Origin of the sequence: Galbibacter sp. (assembly GCF_035306585.1) — a bacterium.
GTDB lineage: Bacteria > Bacteroidota > Bacteroidia > Flavobacteriales > Flavobacteriaceae > Galbibacter.
Genome location: NZ_DATGNU010000028.1, coordinates 39289 through 59801 on the forward strand (window position 1 = coordinate 39289; position 20513 = coordinate 59801).

The following is a 20513-nucleotide window of genomic DNA, read 5'->3' on the forward strand; positions in this document are numbered from 1 at the left end:
TTTTGGCACGATATTTTCTATATATAAGTCGTTGCTGTTTTTCGGTCGAAGAATACAAGGAATACTTGATATATAAAATATTTTTAGTTTCTTCGTATTCTGTATGTAATTAAACCTAAGACCATGAAACCAACTACCGTTCTTTTAGTATTGTTATTATTTGTTGGGAGCTTTAGTGTAAATGCACAAAGAGGTGTTCGTATTGGATATGTAGATATGGATTATATCCTAGAGCAAGTTCCAGAGTACCAAATGGCTAACGAGCAATTAGCTAAAAGGGTTCAGAAGTGGAAGATGGAGGTAGAGCAGCAGCAGGCAAGTATTGCACAAATGCGTAGCGATCTTGCTGCAGAGAAGGTGTTGCTCACCAAAGAACTCGTACAGGAACGTGAAGATGAAATTAATGCTTTAGAGCTTCAGATGAAGGACTATCAACAAGATAGGTTTGGGCCTCAAGGGGATTTAGTGCGTCAGCGTAGTCAATTGGTTAAACCAATACAGGATCAAGTATTTAATGCAGTCCAGGAAATTGCAGCAAACAAAAAATTTGATTTTGTTTTTGATAATTCTGCTGATGTTGTTATGTTGTACTCCGATAAACGTTTTGATATTAGTGATCAGGTATTACGAAGTATCAATGCCACTAGAAAAAGAGGTGGCGTAAGTAACAACAGTGCTTTAGAGCAGTACGAGGAGGCAGCACTAGATCCGGAGCTACGAGAGCGCCAACAAGCTTATGAGCAAAAGAAAGAGGATAGGGCAGCGGAGATTGAACAAAGACGGGCTGAAAAGCTAAAGGAGATTGAAGCGCGTAAAAAAGCATATGAAGAACGAAGAAAGAAGATGTTAGAAGAACGAGAGGCTAAAAGACAAGAGAAATTGGAAGAACGAGCCAGGCTCATAGAAGAGCGGAAAAATTCAAATTAGAAAGGAAACGACCACGACGTTGTCAATTAATTAATAAGTAAAAACAATTTAGAAATTTTTAAAAACCATGAAACAGTTTAAATCATTAGTAATTGCGGTTGTATTGGCCATATGTTCAGTAGGTTTTGCTAGCGCACAGAGTAAGGTAGCTCATATTGATGTACAGCAATTGGTGCAGGATATGCCAGAGATGAAGGCTGCACAAGCAGAATTACAAAAACTACAGGGTACATATAAAACTGATATTGACGCAAGTTATCAGGCACTTCAAAGTAAAATGAAGACCTATCAGGCCGAGGCTGCTACCCAAACTCAAGAAGAGAACCAAAAACGTGCACAGGAAGTTGAAGGAATGCAACAAAACATTATGCAAGCGCAACAGCAAGCACAACAGGAGCTTAGTCAAAAAGAAATGGAGCTGTTAAAACCAATTCTAGAAAAAGCAAATGCAGCTATCTTAAAAGTAGGTAGAGCTCAAGGTTTTGATTATGTATTAGATTCCTCTAGTGGCTCTGGAGTTATTTTGGCTGATGGTAAAGATCTTTTAGCTGATGTTAAAAAAGAACTTGGATTTTAAGACTTAAATTTTAGTATAATATGTAAGGAACTGTCTATATTTACATAGGCAGTTTTTTTATTTTATAAACAAGTGAGCGCTAACCCCATTGGTATATTTGATTCAGGACTTGGTGGACTTTCCATTTGGGAAGCCCTCTATGATCTGATGCCCGAGGAGTCCATGCTATACTTGGCCGATAGTAAATACGCGCCATATGGACAACGTCCTCAAAGTGAAATTATTCAGCTCTGTAAAAAGAATATGGATTATCTGCTACGGCAAGGATGTAAAATAGTGGTCGTAGCTTGTAATACTGCCACTACCAACGCCATCGAGGTTCTGCGCCAATCTTACAGTGTTCCAATAATCGGTATAGAGCCGGCTATAAAACCAGCGGCACTAAATTCTAAAACAGGCGTAGTTGGCGTGCTAGCCACAAGAGGAACTTTGGCTAGTAGTTTATTTGCCAAAACAGCTGCCTTGTATGCTAAGGACCGTAAAGTGATCGAGCAATTCGGCGATGGACTTGTTAACTTAATTGAAGCTGGAGAAATGGAATCCGATCAGATGCGGGAATTACTGCGGAAGTATTTGAACCCGATGATCCGTGCTGGAATCGATTATCTAGTGCTTGGTTGTACGCATTATTCTTTTTTACGCCCTCAATTGGAAGAAATTCTTCCCAAAGAGGTCAAGATCATTGATGCCGCCAATGCAGTAGCGAAACACACTAAAAGTATTCTAGAGAAGCATCAGCTTCTCAACCTGGGAGAGGAAAAGCCAACGCTTACCTTTTACACCAATAAAGACTCTAGTATTATGCGGCGCTTTTTAAGCGCGCATCCTGCCAATAAAATCATTGAACAAATTGATTTTTAAATCACCTTATTTCCTTTTTAAGTACGTAAGGTAGCTAAAGGAGTATTTATGCCTATCATCTGCCCTGTGATGTTCTTTTGCTATAAGTTCCCATTTCTTTGGATCAATTTCTGGAAAAAAGGTATCCGCTTCAACAGTGGTATGCACACGAGTGAGTTCGATTTTATCGGCGACTCCTATGGCTAGTCTGTAGATTTCTCCACCACCAATAATAAAGGGTTGTGGGTCACTCTGAGCTGCTTTTAAGGCAGTCTCTAAGCTGTGTACCACGATGCAATTACCTACGGCCTTGTAGTCTTCTCTGCGGGTGATGATAATATGGGTGCGATCGGGGAGAACTTTGGGTAAACTTTCAAAAGTTTTACGTCCCATGATAATATGGTGATCACTGGTAAGTTCCTTAAATCTTTTAAAATCATCCGGTAGGTGCCAAACCAGATCATTGTCCTTTCCAAGGGCGTTATTCTCGGCTGCAGCGGCTATAATAGTAATCATTAAGGTAATGGATTTTTAGGTTTAGTACTGGCTTGTTTCGCCGCTTCTCGTTCGATCTCTTCTTGAATGCTGGCTAGTTTATTTTTTTGAAGATTGACGAGTTTTTCACGCTGTGCACGTTCCCATGCTTTACCCAAGAATCTATTGGTGACAAAGACATTGATCAAATGTAAAAGAAAAATAAAAGCCCAAATACAAATCCCCCATACAAACCAATTGTATTCCACATAATAGTTTAAAAACTTATTGGCTACGATCATAAATATACTTCCTAATAGAAAGAGTACAAAATGATAATACAAGCGCTTTTTTTGTCGAATCCTACTTTGTGCAGTTTCGATCAGTTCGTGCTGGTCTATATCGATCTCTAGAAGCTTCTTTGGGTCTTTTTTAGAAAACATAGTGCTGATATTTTTACTAAAGTTACAAAATACAACCTATTCTCGATAAAATTAATTTAAGTTCCCTTAAGAGTGTTAAAGAATTCTTCTGGCATGATCAAATGCATAATTCCAGTAACCTTCACTTAAGGAAGACACCAGAACGCCTCTCGAGGTGGTAGAATGAATAAATTCAATATCGCCGCCACGAGTACTGACAACGAGTCCTACATGGTTAATTCTCCTTCTATTTTTACTGGTGGTAAAAAATAAAAGGTCCCCTTTTTGCACTTCTTTCAGCTTTATTTTTTTGCCTTGTTTGGCCATCTTGGCCGATACACGTTGTAACGGAATCCCATGCTCTTTAAAAGAGATATAAACGAGTCCTGAACAATCCATTCCTTTTTTTGTGGTTCCGCCGTATCGGTAAGGGGTTCCATTATAGGCCATGGCAGTTTTTATAATGGCATTGGATTTTTTGGATTCTTTTCCAGGTTTTATCCTGTCATTTTTAGGATCACTTGTAGGTGCAGTTTCTTGCTGTGAAGTGGTTCCGGAAACGGATATCGACCGTTGTTTGGATTTACATCCGATAAGGGTAATAAGTAGTATGGCAATAAATAAATATCTCATGTTATTATTTTGGGCTTGGTGGGCAAATTAAGAAATTTTATCATAAATCAGTTGCGCTGTCTTTAAACTTGCGCCATTTCCACCTAATTTTTGTTCGAGCTCAAAATAATCTAAAAACATCTTCTTGCGAACTTCTTCACTGAGAATTTTTTCCAATTCTATTTTGAGGTTTTTGGAATTAAAATCTAATTGGATAAGTTCCTTAACCACCTCTCTGTCCATAATTAAATTGACAAGGGAAATGTATTTTAAGGTAATAATGCGTTTGGCAATTTGATAGCTGATCCAATTTCCTTTATAACAAACCACCTCTGGTACTTTGAACAGGGCAGTTTCTAGGGTGGCTGTTCCGCTGGTAACAAGTGCAGCTTTGGAGACACTCAGTAATTCATAAGTTTTGCCACTTAAAAACTGGACATTGCTTTTTTTGATAAAGTGTGCATAAAACTGGAAATCCTGACTCGGTGCTCCCGCGATTACAAATTGATATTGTTTAAAATCATCTACAATACTAAGCATAACACTGAGCATATTTGAAATCTCTTGTTGCCTACTCCCTGGTAATAAGGCGATAATTTCCCGTTGGTCCAAATTGTTTTCCAATCGGAACTGATCAGGGGTGATCTGGGGGATGTTATTAATAGCATCGAGTAATGGATGGCCGACGAAGTGAACTGGGAAGTTATGTTTTTCTTCATAAAATTTCTTTTCAAAGGGAAGAATAACAAACATTTCATCGATATCTCTTTTGATGGACTCAATTCTTGATTCTCTGGAGGCCCATATTTGAGGTGATACGTAATAAAAAGTTTTGAAGCCCGCTGGTTTTGCCCATTTGGCAATACGTAAATTAAACCCAGAATAGTCGATAAAGATTAGTGCATCTGGCTGAAACTTCTCAATATCCTGCTTGCAATATTTGATATTAGAGAAGATCTTTCTCAAATTCAGTAGCACCTCGAAAAAACCCATAAAGGCTTGTTCTTTATAGTGGCGAACGAGTGTTACCCCTTGATCTTTCATCAGATCACCTCCCCATCCTCTAAAGACAGCATTAGCATCAATAGTTTTAAGTGCTTTAACTAAATTGGAGGCATGCAAGTCGCCTGATGCTTCTCCAGCAATGATATAGTATTTCACGATCTTCTAATTTAAATTCAAAACAACTTTAGCAGCAAGATTATTATTGCAGTTAAAAAGGTAGCAATTAATACGCCTTTTGCCCTGTGATCCCGTTTTAGTTTAATAAAGCCAAAAAATGCCGCTAGATTTAACAAGGCACCTAAGGCTAGGATACTACCTATGTGACCTTCTTCTCTAGCGAGTTGTAGGCTGGTAGCAACAGAAAGATCTGAAAAAATTAAGATATAACCTAGTGTTCCAACAATGTTGGCTATAATACCTACGATAAAGCCGGTGATAATTTCTTTTCTAATGATCAAATTCCCAAGTGTTTAAATCTTGTATGGTGTGATGTGCTGTCAAGTCAAATTGTACAGGAACAACAGAGACATAACCATTCTCTAATGCCCATTCATCGGTGTCCTCCCCTTTGTCTTGGTTGACAAATTCTCCAGAAAGCCAGTAATAATCTCTTCCCATAGGATTGGTTCTTTTGTCTACAGACTCTATCCATCGTGCTTTAGCTTGGCGGCATATTTTAATCCCTTTAATGTCATTTTTCTTTAGTTTAGGAAAGTTAACATTTAAAACCACTCCTTTTGGGATACCGTTTTTAAGCGCATTTTCAGTAATGGTTTTAACGTAGTCTTTGACGGCGTCAAAATCAGCTTCCCAAGAATAGTCACATAGTGAAAACCCAATAGCTGGAATCCCTTCAATTCCTGCTTCAACGGCAGCACTCATAGTTCCTGAGTAAATGACGTTAATGGAGGAGTTGGATCCATGATTAATACCGCTTACGCAAATATCGGGTGGACGATTAAGTATTTCATTCACAGCGAGCTTGACACAATCTGCAGGGGTGCCACTACAACTGTATTCCAAATGTATATCTTTCTCATCTATGGTGATAGGACTGCAATATAGTGTTGAATTTAAAGTAATAGCATGCCCCATTGCACTTTGTGGGCTATCAGGTGCTACTACAATCACATCGCCAAGTTGATTCATTACCGCTATAAGCGCTCGTAGTCCTGGCGCAGTAATACCATCATCATTGGTCACTAGTATTAAGGGTTTATTTTTCATTTTAGTACATAATTAATGTCGCTAAAATAATCAAATTAAAGTACATTGGAGGAACTTAGATGTTTAACAAAATATTAGTTGATATTTAGGTATTTGGCACAATATTTTCTTTAATTTAGTCGTCCTTTTGCCATGATATTGCCAAAAAGCAAATCTTATGAAGGTAAGAATTACTTTAACACAGAAGTTTTTTCTTATATTGGAGGCATCACAGGGATAATGGTTAAGAGTGTAGGCCATTGAAAAAATGAAGAAATAAGAATCTCTGTAAAAAAAAAATAATAAATGAAAAGGAATTTAGTGTATCTATTGGCCGTATTACTTATCTCGGCTGCATCGTGTAGTTTTACTAATAAGTCGTTTGATAATCCTGATAAGGACAAACTTCTTATAGATCTTATTACGTATGTATTGGAAAACGGTCATTTTGACCCAAAGACTTTTAATGACGAATTTTCACGGCAGGTCTATGATAATTATATAGAGAGTTTAGATCCTTTAAAGCGTTATTTTCTACAATCCGATATTGATGAATTTAGCGCCTATCGTGAGGCTATTGACGATCAGATTAAAACCTCAGATATCAGCTTTTTCAACTTGACCTATGAGCGATTGATGCAACGCATGGATGAGGCCTCGGTAATGTATAAGGATGTCTTGGAGACTCCATTTGATTATTCCAAGGATGACACTATAAATGTTGATTATGACAATTTGGGGTATGCTAAAAGCAAAGAAGAGCGATGGGAGCGTTGGAGAAAACAACTAAAGTTCTCTACTCTTGAGCGTTATGCTTCTGCATTGGAAAGTGCAGAAGATTCCTTAGGTAGTGAAACCTATGACGATAAAGTTGCCTTAGATCAGGCGGTGGAATTTGAAGAAGGGATCGATAGTAGCGAAATGCCAACTGATGATCCAGTGGCATTGGAGAAAAAAACAAGGGAGGCCACGCTTAAAACCCTTGGGGAGTATTTTGAGTTTATGGAAGATCTGGACCGTGAAGATTGGTTTTCGGCTTATCTGAATGCCATTGTCAGTGGCTTTGATCCGCATACGGTGTATTTTGCCCCAGAGGAAAAGGAGCGTTTTGATACCAGTATGTCTGGGAAATTCGAAGGTATTGGTGCAAGGCTTCAGAAGAAAAGTGACCATATTAAAATCGTTGAAATTATCTCAGGGGGTCCCGCGTGGCGTGGAGATGACCTTGAGGTAGGGGATGAAATTGTTAAAGTGGGTCAGGAAGGTGAAATACCCGTAAGCATTGTTGGAATGCGATTGGAGGATGCTGTAAAACTCATCAAAGGTCCTAAAGGGACCAAAGTGTTGCTCACCGTGAAACGAGTGGATGGTTCCATTGTTGAGATTCCGATCATAAGGGATGTGGTGGAATTGGAAGAGTCCTATGCAAAGTCTTCCATCGTTGAGAAGAATGGTCGCATCTTTGGAGTGATTAACTTGCCTAAGTTCTATATTGATTTTGAAGATTATGATGGAAGAAATGCCTATTCTGATGTTGCCAAAGAAATAGAAAGAATGAAGGAAGCTGGTGTGGAAGGTCTTGTGCTTGATTTGAGAAACAATGGCGGTGGATCCCTTAAAACGGTTGTTGACATGGCAGGACTTTTTATCAAAGAAGGACCTATTGTTCAAGTCAAATCAACTGGTAAGAAAAAAGAAGTATTATCGGATAAAGATAAACGGATACAATGGGAAGGTCCTCTTGTGATATTAGTGAACGAATTGTCGGCATCTGCGTCCGAAATCCTGGCTGCTGCCATGCAAGACTATAAAAGGGCTATTGTACTAGGGAGTAAACAAACCTATGGTAAAGGTACGGTTCAAAACATCATCAATCTGAACCAGTTCTTAAGGGGAAGCAATGAATTTGGTGATGTTGGGGCGCTTAAAGTGACCACTCAGAAGTTTTACCGTATCAGTGGTGGATCAACACAGCTAGAGGGCGTTAAAAGTGATGTGGTTGTGCCAGATAAATACAGCTATACGGATATAGGTGAAAAGGATCAAGACAATCCACTTCCGTGGGATAAGATAGAGCCTGCGCCGTATGAAAAATGGAGTGGGTATATTGATTATGATCTTACTATTGAGAAAAGTAAAGAGCGTATGGCTCAAAACCCGCAACTTCAGTTGATCGATGAAAATGCACAATGGATCAAAGAACAACAAGAGGAAAAAGTATATCCTTTAAATATAGAGGCCTATAAGCTAGAAGCTCAGAAGGATAAAGAGGTAATGAAACGATTTAGAGAGATTTCTGAGTATCAGACCGATCTGAGTTTTACTTCACTTGCCTACGAGAAGGAATTAATGGCACAAGACACTACTTTAAAGGCCAAGAGAGAGCGTTGGCATAAAAATTTGTCAAAAGATGTGTATATTGAAGAAGCGATACATGTACTTGAGGATTTAAAATTAAGTACCATGAAAAGTGGAAAGGTCGCTCGAATAAGGGATTAAAAATTCTAGACTTTTATTGATGGGAAGGCCGCATAGTTTATATGAATTATGCGGTTTTTTCTTGGTTTAAAGTAATAATCTTGCTTATTATATGGTCTACAAAGGAAAATATTGGTCTATCAAATCCTGGGTAGGAAAGCGCATATGAATCTACCCAAGAAAGTGAAAGGGCAAGAAAAGGGGATCTCCTCAATTTAAAAAGTAATTTTCTACGGGGGGCAAATATGCACGGTAAATACTTTGGTCTGTTAAATTCGATCGCTAAACGATCCCTTACCATTCATTGATGCGGTTGGCATCGAGTTTTAAAAATATAAACAAGAGCATGGTGAATCCTAAAAGACCTGAACCGCCATAACTAAAGAAGGGCAGCGGTATGCCAATAGTAGGCAATAGACCAATGACCATTCCAATATTAATGGCAAAATGAAAGAATAGGATCGATGCCACGGAGTAACCATAAATCCTGCTAAAGGACGACTTCTGTCGCTCTGCCAAAAAGATCACCCGTAGAACTAAAGCGGCGAATAGGAGTACCACCAGCGTGCTACCTAAAAAGCCCCATTCTTCTCCTACGGTACTAAAAATATAATCAGTGTGCTGTTCTGGTACGAAATTTCCTTTGGTCCTTGTTCCTTCTAAGAAACCTTTTCCGCTAAATCCACCAGAGCCAATGGCAGATTCCGACTGATAGGTGTTATAACCAATGGTTTTTCTAATATGATCCAATTCTGAAGGGTCATGTTCCAATCGTAACCATAGGCTGAATCGATCACGATGGCGTTGTTCAAACACATGGTCATATACAAAGGATACCGAATAAGAAACCGCTATGGTAACTATAGTGATAATGACAAGCCTAAAGATCGAAATCTTCCGTTTTCTTTTCTTATAAATCAAATACCAAATGGTGAGTATGGCGATCGTGATTAAACTTACCCATAGGGTGCCAAATAAGAGAGTGGATATAAAAATAATGGCTCCCAAGACCCCGATAAGCAAATAGTTGGCCGATAAACCTTCTCTGTAGAGGACAAAGAAAAAAGCCAAGTAAACCAGGGCGCTTCCAGGGTCTGGTTGTGGAATTATCAGTAGTGCTGGTAAGCATATAATGGCAAAAGCTTTTAAAAGATCCTTAAAGCTATTGAGATCTGTCTGAATATCACTTACAAAATTAGCCAGTGCCAGTGCAGTAGCTACTTTTGCGAATTCGGAGGGTTGCAAGGTCATCCCACCAATGGCATACCAAGAGGTAGCTCCGTTAATGTTCTTACCAAATAAAAACAAGCCTGCTAATGATACGATGGTAACTAAATAGATCACACTAGAGAAACGTTCATAAAATTTGGCTTCTATAGCAAGGGTAATTACAATGGTCAAGAAACTAACGATGATAAACATCAGTTGTTTCCCGTGGAAAGTGTCGAGGTTCATCAGTCCTTGATGATCGGATGTATAGGTCGTTGAATAAATGTTTATCCAACCTATAAATACAAGGCAGGTATATAGCAAAATGCTAAACCAGTCTATAGATTTTATAAAATTATTCATCGGCTGTTGGGGTGTTTATTGCCTTGTTTTGAGAAACCTCTTCTTCTTTTGGTTTAGGCCACTCATTGTAGGTTTTACCATCGTTTATAAAAAAGGATTCTCCACCAAGTGGTTTTTCATATTCTTCAAGTAAACTGCCTTGAAGTATATAGTCTTCCAAATCGGTCCTCTGAACAGTGCCGTTTATGTACTTATCAATCATTAGTCCAGCTATTCTACCCGCCCAACGGCTTCCCCAATAACCATTTTCTACAAATACAGCAATTGCAATTTTTGGATTATCCACAGGGGCAAAGGCCACGAAAATAGAGTGGTCGGTCAGCTGCACGCGTTTACCTTCTATTCTGGTGAAATTTTCAGCGGTACCTGTTTTTCCCGCTATTTCAATTCCAGGAATCTTTAAGAATCTCGCTGTCCCTTTTTCATAAACATCGTGCATTCCTTGGACCACCGGTTCAAAATTCTCTGGGTCTATGGTGGTGTGCTTTTCTATGATAAAATCGTGTGCGATGGTATCGTTTTCGATTTTCTTAATGATATGAGGGGTGTAATAAGATCCTCTATTTGCAATGATAGCCGTTAGATTAGCCAGTTGGATAGGAGTGGTGAGTATTTCCCCTTGACCAATGGCGTTGGAAATGGTATTGGTGGCAAACCATCTGTTCTCTCCGTAAATACTATTATAGGTGGCGGCACTTGGGACTCTTCCTGCTTTTCCAATGGGAAGGTCATAACCTAAGAAATCCCCAAGTCCAAAACTCTTTACATGCTCATTCCACGCATTAAGTCCCTCTGCAGCGCTTGGATATTTTTCAATTATTTTTCGGTAAGTTGATGCAAAATAAGTGTTACAGGATCTGTATATCCCACGATTCATATCGTTGATACTTCCATAGGTACAATGACAACGCATAAAGGCGCCACGTCCGTAGTGATACCCACCATTACACACCACTGTGCTATTTTCATCAATGACTCCTTCCTGCAAGCCAATAAGGGCATTTATTGCTTTAAATGGAGACCCGGGAGGATATAAAGCAATAAGACCTCTGTCATATAAAGGTTTTGCTATGGAGTCATAATAGAGTTTGGTGTAGTTCCTAGATCGCTCCCTCCCAACCAGTAGTGCTGGATCATAGGAAGGTGCTGTCACTAAAGTTAAGATCTGACCAGTGGAGGGCTCAATGGCCACAATGCCACCTCGTTTATTTTGCATTAATTTTTCTCCATAGGTTTGAAGGTCAATATCGATTGTTAACTGAATATCTTTTCCAGGTACTGGCAAGGTATCATAAATACCTCCTTTATATGAACCGATCACTCTGTTAAAGCGGTCTTTCTGAATGAACTTGACCCCTTTACGGCCTCTTAGAACCGCTTCGTATTGTTTTTCAACACCTTGTCGACCAATGAGTTCACCAGATTGATAGTACGTGTTGTTTTTAAGATCTCGCTCGTTGACCTCACTGATATACCCCAGGACATTGGCGCCTACATGGGTGATATAATGTCTAAGGGATCGCTTTTGAATATAAAAGCCCTCGTACTTTCTCATTTTCTCTTGAAGTACGGCATATTCCTTTTTGGATAATTGCTGTACAAAAACCGACGGGAGTCGAGGAGAGTAGTTGTTTGCTTTTCTAAATCTTTTATCGAAATCCTCTTTTGTAATATCTAAAAGGGTACAGAACTCTAAGGTATCAAGTGGCTTGACTTCTCTTGGAATTACCATCACATCATAAGAGGGCTGATTATCTACCAATAACTTGCCATTTCTATCGTAAATGTGACCTCGTTCAGGATAATCATAAACTGCCTTTATCGCGGTATCATCCAATGGATTTTGGCTACTATTATCTATTAATTGCAGATAGGCCAGCCTACCCAAATAGACAAACGTAGTTAGGATAATAATAAAAGCTAAAAGTAATTTTCTCATGAACTCCTCCTGCTAAATAATGAGATGAAAATTAAACACAAAAGTAGGGTGAATATTGCAGAAAAAACCGTTTTTTTCAAGATCAATACAATGTGTGCAAAACTAAAAATCTCTAAAGAGAAAAGGATTAGATGATGTGTTAAAATAAAGATAAGAAGGTAGTTGATACGCTGTCCAAAATGGGTCTTCTCAATTTTGATGCTGTAATAGTCATAACTCAATCCAAAAACAAAGCGCATCATCATTGGCCTTAAGTACCCAATGACAAGACATGCAGCCGCATGTACCCCTCCGGAATCGCTAAAAATGTCAATGCATAGCCCAAGGAGGAAGCAACATAGAATGAAAAAGATTCGATTGTCCTTATTGTAGGGGAAGAATACAATAAATAAAATATAGATATATGGATTGATGTACCCCAAAAAGTTAATGTGGTTAAATAGTACTACTTGGAATAGCACTAAAACCAAAAAACGGACTGTATTTATAAAGACAGTTTTATTCATTGAGGCTATTTTCCAATTCTAAAATTTCTTTTCTATTTAAGTTTTCTAATATATAGACCTGGTCTAAGGTGGTCATATCATTAAATAAATCCACATCGATAAGATAGTAATTCTCCGAGGCATCTAAGGAGAAGTCTTTGATCGTTCCAATGAGTATTCCTTTTGGGAATATACTAGACATCCCTCCAGTGATGATGGTGTCGCCTTTTTTAATAGGGGCTGATCGCAGTACATCTACCAGTTGTACGACATTAAAATCCTCCCCATTCCATTTTAGGGATCCAAAATTATTAGTGTTCTTTATAGCGGCGTTTATCTCGGAGTATGTATTGAGAACCGATTGAATGTTGGCATATCCCGTAGAGGTGTTCTCGATAATACCTACAATTCCTTGACTGGTAATCACCCCCATATCTTGGACGATACTATCGGAGCTTCCCTTATCCACTAGAAGGTAGTTGTTTAATTTGTTATAACTGTTCTTAATAATGGAGGCAGGACGAATTTTAAATTTTAGATTCAGAGAATCCGAATCGATAAGACTGTCCGTTATGGGGACCCCTCTATTTAAAAGCTGTTTTCTTAAATAGCTATTCTCCTTAATTAATTGTTGATTGTATTGTTTAAGATACAGATAATCTCCTATGCTGTTGGTTGTATTATAAATACTTCCGGTAACCCAATTGGCGGAGTTTACAAACTTTGTATTGTGATAAGAATGTGACTGAATTACAAGAAAAAGTGAAAAACAAAAGAGCACAAAAAATGTAATAAAGGTTTTATGCCTTATTAAAAAATTGACTATTTGTTGCATTCACCTGTTTTATTTTATCAAGATAGGTTTGTATTTCTCTAAATTCTTTAAAGCAATTCCTGTACCTCTTACTACGGCTCTGAGTGGGTCTTCTGCAATGTATACTGGTAGATCTGTCTTTTGCGAGATTCGCTTGTCTAGTCCTCTTAACATGGAGCCTCCTCCTGCTAAATAAATTCCAGTATTGTATATATCTGCAGCTAACTCTGGTGGGGTCTGGGATAATGTTTCCATGACCGCATCCTCGATACGTAAAATAGATTTATCCAGGGCTTTTGCAATTTCTCTATAAGAAATTTGCACTTGTTTTGGTTTACCTGTAAGTAAATCACGACCCTGAACACTCATTTCTTCTGGCGGAATTTCTAGGTCTTCAGTGGCTGCGCCAATGGCTATTTTTATATTCTCTGCGGTAGTTTCTCCAACATATAGGTTGTGTTGGGTACGCATGTAATAGATGATGTCATTGGTGAATACATCTCCAGCTATTTTCACAGACTTATCGCATACGATTCCTCCAAGTGCAATCACGGCGATCTCTGTGGTTCCTCCTCCTATATCGACGATCATGTTTCCTTTAGGTTGCATGATGTCTAGACCGATACCAATGGCTGCGGCCATTGGTTCGTGGATAAGGTATACTTCCTTTCCATTTACACGTTCTGCTGATTCTTTAACCGCACGCATTTCTACCTCTGTGATCCCAGAAGGAATACAGATAACCATCTTTAGAGTGGGTTGGAAAAAGCGTTTTTTCAGTGCTGGAATGCCCTTGATGAACATGTTGATCATCTTCTCAGAGGCATCAAAGTCAGCAATAACGCCATCTTTTAGTGGACGTATTGTTTTGATGTTTTCATGGGTTTTACCTTGCATCATACTAGCCTCTTTCCCAACAGCTATGATTTTCCCCGTCATTCGGTCTCTAGCAACAATTGATGGACTATCTACCACCACCTTATCGTTATGTATAATCAAGGTGTTCGCAGTTCCAAGATCAATGGCTATTTCTTCGGTCAAGAAGTCAAAAAATCCCATGAATAATTATTGTATTAATAGGTTATTTCTATTTTAAAGGGCTCTATAATAAACCGTTTTATTTTTATTTAACCTCACAGTTTTAGCTACTGTGAGGTTCATGATTTTATAAATCTCCCAAATGTAATAAAATTAATGCTTAAAATGACGTGTTCCCGTAAATACCATGGAAACATTGTTTTCATTACAGTAATCGATGCTTAATTGGTCTTTAATCGAGCCCCCTGGTTGAATAACACTTTCCACCCCAGCCTTGCTTGCGATTTCTACACAATCAGGGAAAGGGAAAAATGCATCACTTGCCATGGCAGCACCTTTTAGGTCAAATTCAAAAGACTGTGCCTTCTCAATGGCCTGTCTTAAGGCATCGACTCGACTGGTCTGACCTGTTCCGCTAGCACACAATTGTTTGTTCTTGGCCAATACGATGGTATTGGATTTGGTGTGTTTGCAGATCTTAGAAGCAAAGATTAAGTCCTCTAACTCATTTTCTGAAGGTTTATTGTTGGTGACATAGGTAAGATCTTCGACCGTATCGGTTTTAAGGTCTTTTTCTTGTACTAGCATGCCATTAAGACATGTGCGAACACTTTGGGTGGCGAATTCAACCTCTTTTTGAATTAGGATTATTCGGTTCTTTTTGCCTTTAAGAAGTTCAAGGGCCTGAGATGCGTATGATGGTGCAATGACCACCTCACAGAATAAATTGTGAATTTCCTCAGCGGTCTCTAAGTCGATTTCTTTGTTTGAAATGAGTACCCCACCAAAGGCCGATACTGGGTCTCCAGCTAAGGCATCCACATAGGCTTGTTTGATAGTGCTTCTTGTAGCAAGCCCACAAGCGTTGTTGTGTTTTAAAATTGCAAAAGTCGGATCGTCATTTTTAAATTCTCCCATCAAATTCACTGCTGCATCAACATCCAATAGGTTGTTATATGAAAGCTCTTTTCCATGGACCTTGTCAAAAAGTTCTTCTAAGTCACCGTAGAAGAATCCTTTTTGGTGTGGGTTCTCTCCATATCGAAGGGTTGTTCCATTGGTTTGACTTACTTTAAAAGCTTCGAGGGACTCCTCAGCATTAAAGTAATTGAAAATGGCTGAATCATAATGAGAAGAGATGTTAAATGCTTTGGCTGCAAAACGTCTTCTGCTTTCAATAGAAATTTTACCATTATCTTGAAGTAAAAGATCTAAAAACTCTTGGTAGTCGTCCATAGAGGCAACGCAAAGTACATCTTTGTAATTCTTCGCTGCTGCCCTGATGAGTGAAATTCCACCTATGTCGATTTTCTCGATGATATCTTGTTCTGATGCGCCACTAGCAACTGTCTTTTCAAATGGATAAAGATCAACAATAACGATGTCAAGTTGTGGAATTTCAAATTTTTCCAACTCTTGCTGATCGGATTCATTTTCTTGACGGTTTAAAATACCTCCAAAAACCTTTGGGTGCAGTGTTTTAACTCGTCCACCTAAGATAGAAGGGTAGCTCGTTACATCTTCTACAGGAACAACGGGGATCCCCAAATCTTTAATGAATTTTTCGGTGCCGCCTGTTGAGTATATGGTTATACCTAGTTCATCTAATTTTTTTACAATTGGCTCAAGGCCGTCTTTACTAAAAACTGAAATTAAAGCCGATTTGGCTGATCTGAAATCGTTCATTGTCCTTGTGTTATGATGGAGTGCAAAAGTAGTTTTTTTGCATTAATTTGCGAATCTATACGCACTAAAAATCTTTTTTCTTAATTATTTGGGCTACACTTTGATTGACAAAGGTCAAAAAGTCTTCATCCGCTTTAGAAAATGGATCCACTGTATGTGAATCGATATCAATTTGACCGATGTTTTCACCTGCTACAAACAGGGGTATTACCACTTCTGCTTTGACATCCAAACTGCAGGCAATGTAATTGTCCTGTGCTTTTACATCGGGAACTACAAAGTTTTGGTTTGAAACCGCTACCTGTCCGCAAATTCCCTTTCCAAAAGGAATAATCACGTGGTCCGTGGGCTCACCAGCAAAGGCTTTAAGCTTTAATTCTTCTTTGTCTCCATTTTTAAAATAGAAGCCCACCCAGTTGTAATAGTCGATGGACTGTTTTAATAGTTGGCAAACTGCTGTAAGTTTCTTGGTAAGGGTTTGCTCTTGATTTGCAAGTAGCGCTACTACCTTTGGTTTTAAGCTTTCGAATGGCATTTTATGATTTTTTACAAAGGTAACTTTCTTGGCTTTGGAAACCTCTTAATTTTTAAAAATTGTTTTACTCAGGCAGGTTGATATAAGAATCATCGACAGGTACTTTTGGGAATTTTTTGTTTTTCCAATCGGTCTTGGCTTGTGCAATGGTTTGGGGACTTGATGATACGAAATTCCAGAAAATGTGGCGCTTCTCTTGAAAAGGTTCTCCTCCAAAGAGTAAAAGATGCGTATGGTTTGAGACCTCCACTTTACAGGTATCTTCTGTTTTGGACACAATCATGTTTCCTTCCGATATCCTTTGCCCACAGGCATTAATACTTCCTTTAATAATGCAGATGCCAATTTCTCCTTTGACCTGATCTTGTATTTCTAATAGAGTGTCTTGTACGCTTTTAATCTCAAGCATAAAAAGGTTAGAGTGAACTGGTACAGGTGATTTTTGGTGGTAGCCTTCTCCTGCGACTAATCGGAATTGTAAGCCATTTTCTTCCCAATTTGGAAGCTCATCTTTGTCAAAATGGTGAAACTCAGGTTCCATATTCTCCAGATGGTTTGGAAGAGCAATCCATATTTGAAACCCATGTAAAGGATACGTTTTGCCGTCCCGAAGCTGCGCAGGGGTGCGCTCTGTGTGAGTAACCCCTTTGCCAGCGGTCATCCAGTTCACAGAGCCTGGAGTGATGATTTGATCACTGCCTAGACTGTCTTTGTGGTGGATTTGTCCTTCGAAAAGGTAGGTTAGGGTAGAGAGCCCGATATGCGGATGTTGCCCCACATCTAAATAGCTTCCTGGTTGAATACTCGAGGGTCCCATGTGATCGATAAAGATAAAGGGCCCTACCATTCTTTTTTTACGAAAAGGTAAATAGCGACCTACTAAAAAATCACCTATATCCCTGCTTCGTTGTTCGATGATTAATCCTTTATTAGACATGTGAAGTTGTTTTGCTTAAAGATAACACTATTTAATGGTTTTCAAAATCCTAAATTTCTGAAAGTCTGAGCGTATACCTTACAGATTAAAAGGTACTATGGCGCTATTTTCTACGTTATCTAATTCAGGTAAATTTACGGTATTGGTGCTGGCTCATTTTAAATCTGCGAGAGATAAATCAGGGAAAGTCACCCTGGAAAAGACCTCGAAAAATGGAAGATAATTAAGATGTCCTTCCCCCAAATTAAAATTATATGACATTAAATGGTACTGGCCAGCGATTGTTCATTGCAAAATCCAATGGATAGAAGGTTTCTAATCGTGCTGTTTTTGTCGGTTCTCGCATTTTTTTCTTTTACCCCTAAGTTTTTAAGTGTAGTACATAACAGTACGATAGTGCCTTTTGTTTAAAAATAAAAGAGCCATACTTATTTAAAAGTACAGCTCTTAATATTATGGATGGTATGCTTCTTACATCATACCTGGCATTCCTCCTCCGCCCATTGGAGGCATTGCAGGAGCGTCTTCTTTAATGTCGGTTAAAGAACATTCAGTAGTTAGGATCATTCCAGCTACTGAAGCGGCGTTCTCTAATGCAATTCGTGTTACTTTCGTTGGATCGATAATACCAGCTTCTAGCATGTTTACATAAGCGTCGGTTTTAGCATTGTATCCGAAATCTTTTTTGCCTTCGTATACTTTAGCAACTACAACTGATCCTTCTTTACCAGCATTCTCAACGATAGTTCTCATTGGTGCTTCAATTGCACGACTTACGATTTGTATACCTGTTTCTTCGTCGTCGTTTTCAGCTTTGATTTTATCTAGAGTAGCTTTAGCTCTTAACAAAGCAACACCACCACCAGCAACAATACCTTCTTCTACAGCCGCTCTAGTGGCATGTAATGCATCATCTACACGGTCTTTCTTTTCTTTCATTTCAACCTCGGTAGCAGCACCAACATAAAGTACAGCAACTCCTCCAGACAATTTAGCTAAACGCTCTTGAAGTTTCTCTTTATCGTAATCTGAAGTAGTTGATTCGATTTGTGCTTTAATTTGGTTCACACGACCTTGGATTTGGTCAGTAGCACCAGAACCATTCACAACTGTTGTGTTGTCTTTATCGATGGTTACAGTTTCAGCAGTACCCAACATGTCTAAGGAAGCATTCTCAAGAGAGAAACCTCTTTCTTCCGAAATAACAGTACCACCAGTTAGGATCGCGATGTCTTCTAACATTGCTTTTCTTCTGTCTCCAAATCCTGGAGCTTTCACAGCTGCAATTTTCAATCCACCACGTAGTTTGTTCACCACAAGGGTAGCAAGTGCTTGTCCGTCTACATCTTCAGCGATGATTAAAAGTGGTCTTCCAGATTGTGCTACTGGTTCTAGAATAGGAAGAATTTCTTGAAGGTTTGATATTTTCTTATCGAACAATAAGATATATGGATTGTCTAGTTCAGCAATCATTTTGTCAGTGTCAGTCACAAAGTATGGAGAAAGGTAACCTCTGTCAAACTGCATTCCTTCAACTACGTCCACGTAGGTGTCTGTTCCTTTAGCTTCTTCTACTGTGATAACACCCTCTTTACCTACTTTTTCAAAAGCTTTCGCGATAAGATCACCGATGGTATCGTCGTTGTTTGCAGAAATTGAAGCAACTTGTTTGATCTTTTCAGATGAATCACCAACGGTTTGTGCTTGTTTTTTAAGGTCAGCAACCAAAGCCTCTACAGCCTTGTCAATACCTCTTTTTAGATCCATTGGGTTGGCACCAGCGGTAACGTTTTTAAGACCTTCTTTAACGATTGCTTGTGCTAGAACGGTAGCAGTAGTAGTACCGTCTCCAGCGAAATCATTTGTTTTAGAAGCAACCTCTTTCACCATCTGAGCTCCCATGTTCTCAAGAGCATCTTCTAATTCGATTTCTTTTGCCACTGTCACACCATCTTTAGTTACTTGAGGTGCACCAAATGATTTACTAATAATAACGTTACGCCCTTTAGGACCTAAGGTAACTTTAACTGCATTGGCTAATGCATCTACTCCTCGCTTGAGTCCGTTGCGAGACTGAATGTCAAATTTAATATCTTTTGCCATTTTTTTAGTTTTTAATTCAAAAATAAATTTTGAGTGTTTTGAAAATTAATTGGTTGAAAAGTGTGAGCTTAAACGATCGCAAGAATATCGCTCTCTCTCATCATTAGGTAATCAGTACCTTCTAATTTAAGTTCTGTACCTGCAAATTTCCCATACAAAACGGTATCTCCAACTTTAACGGTAATGTTTTCATCTTTGGTACCAGGACCTACTGCGACAACTGTACCTTTTTGAGGTTTCTCTTTTGCATTGTCAGGAATAATAATACCAGAAGCTGTTTTGGTTTCAGCTGCAAGAGGTTCGATAAGAACTCTGTCTGCAAGCGGCTTGATGTTTAACTTGGACATATTTTTCAAAATTTAATTAATTAATTTTTAATTTAACTCTTATTCGATAGGCAGAAATTGTGCCATTTGATAAAAAACTGACATTCATAAAAAATAAATGCCAGCTTGTCACTAAGCTGGCATTAGAACCTCTATCGTACTGTTTTTTTTACTGTCCGTCAAGACTATCTCCTGCATTTGTGGCAGGGACTGCTGGCTGAGGTAATTCTGCTGCAGGTACCTGGCGATTTTCAATACCACTTCCTTCTAATAATTTAGAATCGGCTGATGTGGTGTTTGAAATTAGTGTAATGTTTGATAGCAGAATTAAGACTACTAAAATTGTCGCTAATGTCCAAGTACTTTTATCCAAAAAGTCCCCAGTTTTCTTCACACCTCCGACAATTTGACTTCCACCTCCACCGAATGAAGAAGACAATCCGCCTCCTTTAGGGTTTTGTACCATTATGACTAAAACCAACAGAAAGGATACGATGATAATAAGGATCAAGAAAATTGAAAATGTGCTCATTATAA

21 protein-coding genes are annotated in these 20513 nt (G+C 38.7%); 4 read left to right on the forward strand and 17 right to left on the reverse strand.

Annotated elements, in window-relative coordinates; all coding sequences use genetic code 11:
- Nucleotides 1-123: 123 nt before the first annotated feature.
- From VKY50_RS03170 to murI, 3 genes are all read left to right on the forward strand, one after another.
- Entirely contained in the window at nucleotides 124-927 is an 804-nt protein-coding gene (locus VKY50_RS03170) for an OmpH family outer membrane protein (protein ID WP_324298766.1), read from the forward strand.
- A gap of 67 nt (nucleotides 928-994) precedes the next feature.
- Entirely contained in the window at nucleotides 995-1504 is a 510-nt protein-coding gene (locus VKY50_RS03175; protein ID WP_324298768.1) for an OmpH/Skp family outer membrane protein, read from the forward strand.
- A 72-nt stretch (nucleotides 1505-1576) separates the two neighbouring features.
- Nucleotides 1577-2365, forward strand: a complete 789-nt coding sequence (gene murI, locus VKY50_RS03180) for a glutamate racemase (protein WP_324298770.1) — start codon at nucleotides 1577-1579, stop codon at nucleotides 2363-2365.
- A gap of 6 nt (nucleotides 2366-2371) precedes the next feature.
- On the opposite strand, the gene VKY50_RS03185 is transcribed toward murI, so the two are convergent.
- The 6 genes from VKY50_RS03185 to surE all read right to left on the reverse strand — a co-directional run bounded on the left by VKY50_RS03185 (nucleotide 2372) and on the right by surE (nucleotide 6084).
- Nucleotides 2372-2860, reverse strand: a complete 489-nt coding sequence (locus VKY50_RS03185; protein WP_324298772.1) for a dihydrofolate reductase — start codon at nucleotides 2858-2860, stop codon at nucleotides 2372-2374.
- On the reverse strand, nucleotides 2860-3261 hold the full coding sequence (locus tag VKY50_RS03190) for a 2TM domain-containing protein (protein ID WP_324298774.1): 402 nt from the start codon (nucleotides 3259-3261) through the stop codon (nucleotides 2860-2862). Before VKY50_RS03190 ends, VKY50_RS03185 begins: the two co-directional genes overlap by 1 nt.
- 75 nt (nucleotides 3262-3336) lie before the next feature.
- Nucleotides 3337-3873, reverse strand: a complete 537-nt coding sequence (locus VKY50_RS03195; RefSeq protein ID WP_324298776.1) for a C40 family peptidase — start codon at nucleotides 3871-3873, stop codon at nucleotides 3337-3339.
- A 27-nt stretch (nucleotides 3874-3900) separates the two neighbouring features.
- Nucleotides 3901-5013, reverse strand: coding sequence for a lipid-A-disaccharide synthase (gene lpxB, locus VKY50_RS03200; protein WP_324298778.1), 1113 nt, complete (start codon nucleotides 5011-5013; stop codon nucleotides 3901-3903).
- A 17-nt stretch (nucleotides 5014-5030) separates the two neighbouring features.
- Entirely contained in the window at nucleotides 5031-5315 is a 285-nt protein-coding gene (locus VKY50_RS03205) for a hypothetical protein (protein ID WP_324298780.1), read from the reverse strand.
- Nucleotides 5305-6084 (reverse strand): 5'/3'-nucleotidase SurE, encoded by a 780-nt coding sequence (gene surE / locus VKY50_RS03210; protein WP_324298782.1) that lies wholly within the window; start codon nucleotides 6082-6084, stop codon nucleotides 5305-5307. The genes VKY50_RS03205 and surE overlap by 11 nt, the downstream gene beginning before the upstream one ends.
- 285 nt (nucleotides 6085-6369) lie before the next feature.
- Between surE and VKY50_RS03215 the strand changes: the two genes are divergently transcribed.
- On the forward strand, nucleotides 6370-8562 hold the full coding sequence (locus VKY50_RS03215; RefSeq protein WP_324298784.1) for a carboxy terminal-processing peptidase: 2193 nt from the start codon (nucleotides 6370-6372) through the stop codon (nucleotides 8560-8562).
- 273 nt (nucleotides 8563-8835) lie between these two features.
- Here VKY50_RS03215 and rodA read toward each other — a convergent pair whose 3' ends face one another.
- From rodA to secG, 11 genes are all read right to left on the reverse strand, one after another.
- Nucleotides 8836-10113, reverse strand: a complete 1278-nt coding sequence (gene rodA, locus VKY50_RS03220) for a rod shape-determining protein RodA (RefSeq protein ID WP_324298786.1) — start codon at nucleotides 10111-10113, stop codon at nucleotides 8836-8838.
- Nucleotides 10106-12052, reverse strand: coding sequence for a penicillin-binding protein 2 (gene mrdA / locus VKY50_RS03225; RefSeq protein WP_324298787.1), 1947 nt, complete (start codon nucleotides 12050-12052; stop codon nucleotides 10106-10108). The genes rodA and mrdA overlap by 8 nt, the downstream gene beginning before the upstream one ends.
- Nucleotides 12049-12558, reverse strand: coding sequence for a rod shape-determining protein MreD (gene mreD / locus VKY50_RS03230; protein ID WP_324298789.1), 510 nt, complete (start codon nucleotides 12556-12558; stop codon nucleotides 12049-12051). Before mreD ends, mrdA begins: the two co-directional genes overlap by 4 nt.
- Complete coding sequence (mreC, locus tag VKY50_RS03235) at nucleotides 12551-13372, reverse strand: rod shape-determining protein MreC (protein ID WP_324298791.1); 822 nt, start codon at nucleotides 13370-13372, stop codon at nucleotides 12551-12553. Before mreC ends, mreD begins: the two co-directional genes overlap by 8 nt.
- Nucleotides 13373-13381: 9 nt before the next feature.
- A complete protein-coding gene (locus tag VKY50_RS03240) occupies nucleotides 13382-14410 on the reverse strand; it encodes a rod shape-determining protein (RefSeq protein ID WP_008612051.1) in 1029 nt (342 codons plus the stop codon).
- A gap of 132 nt (nucleotides 14411-14542) precedes the next feature.
- On the reverse strand, nucleotides 14543-16075 hold the full coding sequence (purH, locus tag VKY50_RS03245) for a bifunctional phosphoribosylaminoimidazolecarboxamide formyltransferase/IMP cyclohydrolase (protein WP_324298796.1): 1533 nt from the start codon (nucleotides 16073-16075) through the stop codon (nucleotides 14543-14545).
- Nucleotides 16076-16139: 64 nt separating this feature from the next.
- Entirely contained in the window at nucleotides 16140-16610 is a 471-nt protein-coding gene (locus tag VKY50_RS03250; RefSeq protein ID WP_324298798.1) for a GAF domain-containing protein, read from the reverse strand.
- 64 nt (nucleotides 16611-16674) lie between these two features.
- Nucleotides 16675-17547, reverse strand: a complete 873-nt coding sequence (locus tag VKY50_RS03255) for a pirin family protein (protein ID WP_324298800.1) — start codon at nucleotides 17545-17547, stop codon at nucleotides 16675-16677.
- Between the two features lie 471 nt (nucleotides 17548-18018).
- Nucleotides 18019-19650 (reverse strand): chaperonin GroEL, encoded by a 1632-nt coding sequence (groL, locus tag VKY50_RS03260; RefSeq protein WP_324298802.1) that lies wholly within the window; start codon nucleotides 19648-19650, stop codon nucleotides 18019-18021.
- A 68-nt stretch (nucleotides 19651-19718) separates the two neighbouring features.
- Nucleotides 19719-19997, reverse strand: a complete 279-nt coding sequence (locus VKY50_RS03265; protein ID WP_324298804.1) for a co-chaperone GroES — start codon at nucleotides 19995-19997, stop codon at nucleotides 19719-19721.
- Nucleotides 19998-20145: 148 nt separating this feature from the next.
- On the reverse strand, nucleotides 20146-20508 hold the full coding sequence (gene secG / locus VKY50_RS03270; protein ID WP_324298806.1) for a preprotein translocase subunit SecG: 363 nt from the start codon (nucleotides 20506-20508) through the stop codon (nucleotides 20146-20148).
- Nucleotides 20509-20513: the final 5 nt, after the last annotated feature.